Genomic DNA, 7,526 nt, shown 5'->3' on the forward strand with positions numbered 1-7,526 from the left:
GGTTCTGGGCTAGGGTTCAGGCGGGAGAAAACCGGGCAGGTGATAGGATGAATCCGGATTCCTAAAACCTGACCCCTCTAATGGCTTCTATTCAAAACCAAATTGTTCTGATTACGGGTGCAAGCAGTGGGATTGGTGCAGCTTGTGCCCATTTTTTTGCAGAGGCGGGGGCGCGGCTGATTTTGGTAGCGCGGCGATTGGAGCGACTGGAGGCGCTAGCGGCTGCGCTCAAGACCCAGTTTGGAACGGAGACGCTGCTGCTGCAACTGGATGTGGGCGATCGCCCCAGGGTCGAGTCTACGCTGAGCGCACTGCCCGAAGACTGGGCGGCGGTCGATATCTTGGTGAACAATGCGGGGCTGAGCCGGGGGCTAGACAAGCTCCATGAGGGCGATTTTCAAGACTGGGAAGAAATGATCGACACCAACATAAAGGGGTTGCTCTACGTCACGCGGGCGATCCTTCCGGGTATGGTGCAGCGCGATCGCGGCCATGTGATCAACATCGGCTCCATCGCCGGACACCAGCCCTATCCCGGCGGCAATGTGTATTGCGCCACGAAGGCCGCCGTCAAAAGCCTCACAGAATGCATCAAGCTGGATTTATTGGGAACCGCTGTGCGAATTACCTCGGTCGATCCGGGCATGGTGGAAACCGAGTTTAGCGAAGTGCGGTTTTATGGAGATGGCGATCGCGCTCGCAAGGTATACCAGGGGCTTACACCGCTAACGGCAGAAGACATTGCCGATGTAGTGCTGTACTGCGCCACGCGCCCCCCCCATGTCAATATCAACGACGTAATTCTCATGCCTGTGGCTCAGGCGAGTACCACGATGGCCCATCGCCGCCTCTAGGGAGCTACGCAAAAGAGAAACCCTGCAACTTTAGGACCGAACAAAAGGCTTGGCAGAAACTTTGCAAAAGGGGACTGACTTCTTTTCGGATTGTGTTCGGATGAGTCAAGTGTTTCAGGAAAGAAGAAGTGAGAGCGATTGTTAGAGCAATTTCTAGAGCAGTTTCTAGAACAGTCCCTAAGCAATCTTTTTGGGAATCCCTACTCACCGTTTCTAAACCCATTAATCCGGGCACAATTTAGTCTAGTGAATCTAGACTGCCATCAGCGCACCCATATCTGACATCTCCAGATGGCTCGTGCCTGAGTAGAGCATCTTGTAGTGGTCAAGCACCACTAGTGCTTCCTTCTCAGAGTTAAACCGCAGCTTGATTTTGTAGAGAAACGGTAACTCTCGCCCGCTGCCAATGGGTGCGGGTTCCCAGATCTTCAGCAACCAGTCCGTTCCAGTGTGAGTAATCGTGTATTTCATAGATCTACAAAGAACACACCATGTCGTAGAGGCGTGCATAACTGTAAGAAGACCGGTCTATGAACTAATCGAACGTATCCTGTGGGTGCTTAGCCCATAAAAGGCAGACGCTTCGCTAGGTAGGGTTTGACCTGCTCAAGCTTAGGAACTAAAACACTCCTTACAAAGAGAGAAGCCAATTATCAGGACAACTTTACGTAAATCTACTCCAGTAGATTCCCTGAACCAGTAGATTTTTTTTGAAAATGCCCTAGTCAAGCAATTCTTACTATTAATAAGGCTATAGCGGAAATTTTGCTGTATCATGCAGCAAATTGCTGAGATATTCTCCGCATTTCTAGCAAACTTACTATTCTCGCCCAGCAGCCAGACCAGATTAGTAGACGTGTAGGACAGTTAAAAAACCGTCTACTGCAAGTTTTAACCATTGGTGTAGAAATCCGTATCAGTAGAACCTAAATGATCCTACGGAGAGCTTGTATCGTAGAGTTCATACATAGATCTTATGGAGGTAGCCCAAAACTTCAAGTCCGCCGGGACATGCTTCATAAAAACTTATGCTTGCTCGAAATCTTGCTGGGCCAACCGCCAACCTGAATCGCCGCACTGGCCGCCTGAAAAGCCAATACCTAGATAACTTGGCAGAGTGAGTCGAGCATATAGTCTTCACATAATCCTGATTCGAGACACGCATCTCCCACTCCGTCTGGGCAAGATGGCGCCTGAGAAGCAGTGGACAGAACTAAACCCTCGATTGAAAGCCTTAGGTTGGGTCAGACCGAATAGGTCAATCGGATACAGCATTTTTGAAGCAAGTGAGGCGCGACGCGGATGATCAAGAAGCCCTCGTCTCATTGGGGCAGCTCACACCTCACCCTGCAAGAAAATGCTGTAAGCAAATTGACCTAATCAATTGCACAATTGCAGGTCAGTTGAAGATTGCTGAGCGCAAGAACCTACAAACCAGAGCTAAGCCAGCGGGCGGCATCTTTCGCGTGGTAAGTCAGAATCAAATCTGCCCCAGCACGCTTAAAACTCGTAAGCGTTTCCAAAACGACGCGCTGCTCGTCAACCCAGCCGTTGAGAGCCGCTGCCTTGACCATAGCGTACTCGCCTGAAACGTTGTACGCCGCAACAGGCAGGTTGGATGCCTGCTTCACCTGCCAGATAATGTCCATATAGGACAGCGCAGGTTTGACCATCAGCATATCTGCCCCTTCGGCAATGTCTAGCTCGATTTCCTTCAGGGCTTCGCGGCGATTGCCAGGGTCCATCTGATAGGTGCGGCGATCGCCAAATTGCGGAGCCGACTCGGCCGCATCGCGGAACGGGCCATAATACGCCGACGCATACTTCGCCGCGTAGGACAGAATCGGGATATCTTGAAACCCGCCTTCGTCTAGCCCCTCGCGGATTGCCTTGACAAAGCCGTCCATCATCCCCGACGGTGCGATGATATCTGCTCCCGCCTTTGCCTGCGATACGGCTGTTTTCTTCAGAAGCTCCAGCGTCGGGTCATTTAGCACGCGCCCCGTCAGGTCGCCCACCTCCAGATAGCCGCAATGCCCGTGGGAGGTGTATTCACACAGGCAGGTATCGACAATCACAATCAGGTCGGGCACGGCTTCCTTCACCGCCGTTGCCGCCTGCTGCACAATGCCGTGATCGTGCCACGCTCCTGTCGCGTCGGTATCCTTGTCGGCAGGAATGCCAAACAGAATGATGGCAGGAATGCCCAAATCGTAGACTTCCTTTGCTTCCTCTACGATTTTGTCGATCGATAGTTGGTATACCCCTGGCATCGATCGCACCTCAGTCGCAATTCCCTCCCCCGGCACCGCAAACAGCGGATAGATCAGGTCGCTAGTGTTCAGCACTGTTTCGCTGACCATGCGGCGCAACTGGGGATGACTGCGGAGACGACGAGGACGCTGAATGGGAAACATAGTTCTTAAATAAAGATCTGTGTAGGAAGGATGAAGCTGGGTATAGGACTGAAAGCGGGGGCCAGCCAGAAGTCAGGTGTTAGGCATTTATCAAGTCTACGGCGTGGGTTGGACTCCTGGCTCAATGCAAACGTTACAAACTGTAAAAGCTCGCTGGGGGCCGGGGCTACGCGGTTCTCAAGTTCTGTCTTCAAACCCTGAGAGTTCCACATCTTCACAGAAACTTGCCTGTAAAGATTTCAAATCATTTGTAAAAGAGTTCGAGAAGTTGAGCGTCCGCGCCTGGCCGCTGACCCTACTCAGCTTCTTCAATGAAAGTCGTTGCTGGATTGATAAACCATGACACAAGTTCAGGCAAGATTTCCACGGTGGGCGATCGCCCTGCTGGCGGCGGCCACAAGCTGCTCATACACGCCGCTTGCGGTTTCTGGTGCAGCCAATCTCACTAACGTTGCATCGTCAGCAGAATCTTCCCACCCCACTTTGCTCAGTCGTGCGACACCTCAATCGCGAGTTCTGTGGCGCGGCAACTTTGGACAGGGATGGGAACAGCGCTGGGGTGTGCAGCAACGCGGCGGCTTTGGCCCGCAAAATCGACAGATCGCAAGCGAACGGGGCGGTACTCATCCCCTGTTCTTGCGCGTCCGCTATCCCCAGGGTTCAATCAGCCCCGGAGCCGTGAGCCGATATAACGTGCCCCTGGGCGGCAGCCAGTTCTTCGCTCGCCTGCCCATTGGCCCCCAGGAAGCAGTGCGGCTCAGCTATGCTGTGCGGTTTTCCAGCAACTTTAATTTCGTGCGCGGCGGCAAGCTGCCCGGACTCTACGGCGGTGCTGGCAACACGGGCGGCAATATTCCCAATGGCACCGATGGGTTCTCAACCCGATTTATGTGGCGGCAAAACGGCGCAGGGGAGGTCTATGCCTATTTGCCAACCAGCCGGGGCTATGGCACCTCGATTGGGCAGGGAAACTGGCGCTTTAGCCCGGGCGTTTGGCATCGCATCGATCAGGAAGTGACGCTGAACACACCCGGTCAGGCGAATGGTCGCATCCGGGTCTGGTTCAACGGTCGGCAGGTCTTGGATCAGCAGGGTCTGACGTTCCGCACTGTGCCACAGCTTCAGATCGACGGCATCCTGTTCTCTACCTTCTTTGGCGGAGAAGATCCTTCCTGGGCAACGCCGCGCTCGGTTCATGCCGATTTTGCGGATTTTGTTGTCTACTCAGTTCCGTAAGCCCACCCGATTAGCTAATTTGATCGGCCGATTTAGCGACCTGGCTTTCCCGCCGGAGGTATTCAAACACGCTCTTGTCGCCGATATCCGGCGGGATTGCCTGGACACACTTTCGCACCGCAAAGATCAGCATTAGCACAGCCCAGGCAAGCAGCAGTTTACTTTCGATGCCCGGTGACAACACCCCCGCTAGGTGGCCCAGCAGCAGCAGCGGCACTAGGGGCGTGAGCAGTTTCGTTTCCAGACGGTTAAAACAAAACGCTTCTTTGAAGAAAATGCCCGTGAGTGCAGCAAAGGTAAACCCCACGCCCAGAAGGGTCTGCGGGTGCAGATAGACCGACTGCACGAATGGCTCTGGATATAGGTGGGCGACGGCGATCGCCGCGATCGCCCCCACCAGCCAAAACGCCTGGAGCGCTCGATGCAGCGGCTTCATATAAATGTGAATCAGCAGCAGACTCGCGCCCAGCGCCAGCGAAAACAGCGTATATAGCGGACTCAGCCACCGCAGCACCGTCGGGTCGTCGCCGCGCCCCAGCACCAGCCCCGTGCCCGCTGCAAAACATAGCGCCGCCACCATCAGCGCCGCCCGGTAAAGAATAACCCCCAGGCGATCGCCCTTCGTAATCGTGAACTCACCAAACTGTCCCTGATAAACCTCCGGCTCCGCAAGGGTGTGGGTCATGGCTATACCTCGCTCGACAGGCCAATCTGCAAAAGGTCAAATGCGACCTAACACAAACCTACCCCACAATAATATTCCCTGCGCCCAACGACGGTCGATTGCTCAGCGTGCCAATCAACACCTGACGCTGGCTGCCTGTGCCGTCGGGGTCAAAGAACAGGCGACCCGTGGCGGCATCGTAAATGAAGCGATCGCTCTGGCGACGGGCGCTTGTTCCCCGGATAAACTGGGCTGCATCGATTCGTCCGGCCGATAGCCCCGTCCCCCGCACCAGAATCCGATCTTGACGCAGATTGAAGTCCGTCACGATGCTGCGACCCAGCCCCCTGCCCACGCCAAACACAAACGTATCTCGTCCCTGTCCGCCTGTCAGGATATTCCGGCCGCGTCCACCATCTAGCAGGTCGTTGCCGTCCTCCCCCAGCAGGGTATCCGCACCGGCCAGCCCCAGCAGCGTGTCGTTCCCCGCGCCGCCTCGCAGCAGATTTCTCAGCGCGTTACCCGTGATGCGGTTGTTCTGCGCGTTTCCCGTGCCGGTTCTGGCGTTATCAATCAGCACCAAATTCTCGACATGATCCGGCAGCGTGTAGTTCACGGCGGCTTGCACCGTATCGTTGCCTTCGTTGGGGCGTTCAATAATCGTGTCCGCTGGATTCCTGACAATGTAGACATCATTGCCCAGTCCGCCAATGAGCGTATTGTTGCCCGTGCCGCCATCCAGCGTGTCGTTGCCAATGCCGCCCACCAGATAATCATCAAAATTATCTGCGCCAATCATCAGCGCATTGCCCCGGAACCCGCTCAAGTCAAAGACTTCAAACTCAGTGACCAGCGTACCCGGAGAAACGTCAGGAAGCTGGCTATTGAAATTGCCGACATTGACGGTAATTGTGCCCGTACCATCTGTCAGCACAAAGGTATCCACCCCCGGTCCACCGCGAATCACGTCCTGCTGCCGCAAGTTGGCTAGCGTAGACCGGACGATATCATTTCCGGCTCGGCCCGAAAGCAGGTCGGTGTTTGGCGTGGTCACTAGCACATCGTCCCCATCCGTGCCATCAACCTGCCGCAGCCCGACAAAGTTCAGCGTGGTGCGGGCAATGGGGCTAAAGGTTTGTCCGTCGGAGGCAGCGGCAAAAATCGTCCGAGTCGATGTGTTGGGGACAGCCGCTGAGTTTTCGTAGGTGACGGTGCGTAAAACTTGCTGATAGACAGAGGCAGGAGCGCTGCCCCAGATCGTGAGTACGCCCGTGGGGTCATAGTTGGTTCGCAGGTTAGTGCCGCTGACATCGGCGATCAGGCGCTCGCTGGCTCCATTGATCGGGTTGGTCAGATTGACCACGAGCTGAGTCAGGTTGGTGGGGCTGGTTTTGGTGATAGTGGCGTTTGGTGCGGCAACTTTGATCGACGCAACTGTCGGCGCACCAATGCTGAAGTCGATTCCCGCAGCCGTGCCATTTAGGTCAACCACGATTGAGGCTGAAACATTGGGTGGCGTTTCATCCACATCCAGCACGCTGATGATAAATACTTTTTCAAAGCTGCCGCCGCTGGGGTCGGTGGTGCGGACGCGGATGCTGTAGGAGCGTTTTGTTTCAAAGTCGGGCGAAGATCGAATGCGGAGGCGATCGCCCTCAATCAGAAACGCAGCATTGTCCGTACTGCCTGCGCCGCTGACCAGCGTATAGGTAAACCCGCTGGAATGATCCGGATCGGAACTGTCGAACCGGCCGATGATTGTGTTTGCTGGAACGTTTTCTAGAACGCTGAGGCTGCTGAGGGCAATGTCTGTCGGCGGCTGATTAACAACGGGTGGAAGTTCGGGCAGATCGTTGATGGTAATCGTGAACGACTGCTCAAAGAAGAGATTGCCGCTGTCGGTGGTGCGGACGCGAATCGTGTAGCTGTTCTTGGTTTCAAAATCAGGAGAAACGTTTAGCCGGAGTTGGTTGCCAACAATCGTGAAGCTGGCGTTGTCGGTGTCGCCTGTCCCTGCGACGAGCGTATAAGTATGCGTATCGCCTGTGTCGGGGTCAGTGGTTGTGAATGTGCCGACGGTGGTTCCGACCGGGACGTTTTCGTTAACGCTGGTGGCGCTAAGGGCGATCGCCGTGGGTGCTTGATTGACAGGCGGTGGCGGACCTTCTGGCAGATCGTTGATGGTAATCGTGAACGACTGCTCAAAGAAGAGATTGCCGCTGTCAGTCGTGCGGACGCGAATGGTATAGCTATCTTTCGTTTCAAAGTCGGGGGAAACGTTCAGCCGGAGTTGGTTGCCGACAATCGTGAAGCTGGCGTTGTCGGTGTCGCCTGTCCCTGCGACGAGCGTGTAGG

General features: G+C 55.1%; 6 protein-coding genes. 2 read left to right on the forward strand and 4 right to left on the reverse strand.

Annotated features, from left to right (window positions below; genetic code table 11):
* The first annotated feature begins 80 nt into the window (after positions 1-80).
* Entirely contained in the window at positions 81-854 is a 774-nt protein-coding gene (locus IGS16_RS03820) for an SDR family oxidoreductase (protein WP_297083455.1), read from the forward strand.
* A gap of 252 nt (positions 855-1,106) precedes the next feature.
* Here the strand turns inward: IGS16_RS03820 and IGS16_RS03825 are convergent, their stop codons facing one another.
* Together IGS16_RS03825 and hemB are read right to left on the reverse strand one after the other, a co-directional pair.
* A complete protein-coding gene (locus IGS16_RS03825; RefSeq protein ID WP_068508248.1) occupies positions 1,107-1,325 on the reverse strand; it encodes a hypothetical protein in 219 nt (72 codons plus the stop codon).
* A gap of 956 nt (positions 1,326-2,281) precedes the next feature.
* Positions 2,282-3,271 (reverse strand): porphobilinogen synthase, encoded by a 990-nt coding sequence (gene hemB / locus IGS16_RS03830; RefSeq protein WP_297083457.1) that lies wholly within the window; start codon positions 3,269-3,271, stop codon positions 2,282-2,284.
* A gap of 339 nt (positions 3,272-3,610) precedes the next feature.
* Here hemB and IGS16_RS03835 point away from each other — a divergent pair, with 339 nt between their 5' ends.
* Complete coding sequence (locus tag IGS16_RS03835) at positions 3,611-4,507, forward strand: polysaccharide lyase (protein ID WP_297083459.1); 897 nt, start codon at positions 3,611-3,613, stop codon at positions 4,505-4,507.
* 10 nt (positions 4,508-4,517) lie between these two features.
* Here IGS16_RS03835 and IGS16_RS03840 read toward each other — a convergent pair whose 3' ends face one another.
* Positions 4,518-5,192, reverse strand: coding sequence for a DUF2301 domain-containing membrane protein (locus IGS16_RS03840; RefSeq protein WP_297083460.1), 675 nt, complete (start codon positions 5,190-5,192; stop codon positions 4,518-4,520).
* 58 nt (positions 5,193-5,250) lie between these two features.
* A partial coding sequence (locus IGS16_RS03845; protein ID WP_297083462.1) for a cadherin domain-containing protein occupies positions 5,251-7,526 on the reverse strand: 2,276 nt, incomplete at its 5' end.

The organism is Thermoleptolyngbya sp. C42_A2020_037, assembly GCF_015272455.1.
Taxonomy (GTDB): domain Bacteria; phylum Cyanobacteriota; class Cyanobacteriia; order Elainellales; family Elainellaceae; genus Thermoleptolyngbya.

Coding starts and splice junctions, on each gene's coding strand:
- hemB (WP_297083457.1), bottom strand. CDS start 3,271: ATGTTTCCCATTCAGCGTCCTCGTCGTCTCCGCAGTCATCCCCAGTTG.
- IGS16_RS03840 (WP_297083460.1), bottom strand. CDS start 5,192: ATGACCCACACCCTTGCGGAGCCGGAGGTTTATCAGGGACAGTTTGGT.
- IGS16_RS03835 (WP_297083459.1), top strand. CDS start 3,611: ATGACACAAGTTCAGGCAAGATTTCCACGGTGGGCGATCGCCCTGCTG.
- IGS16_RS03825 (WP_068508248.1), bottom strand. CDS start 1,325: ATGAAATACACGATTACTCACACTGGAACGGACTGGTTGCTGAAGATC.
- IGS16_RS03820 (WP_297083455.1), top strand. CDS start 81: ATGGCTTCTATTCAAAACCAAATTGTTCTGATTACGGGTGCAAGCAGT.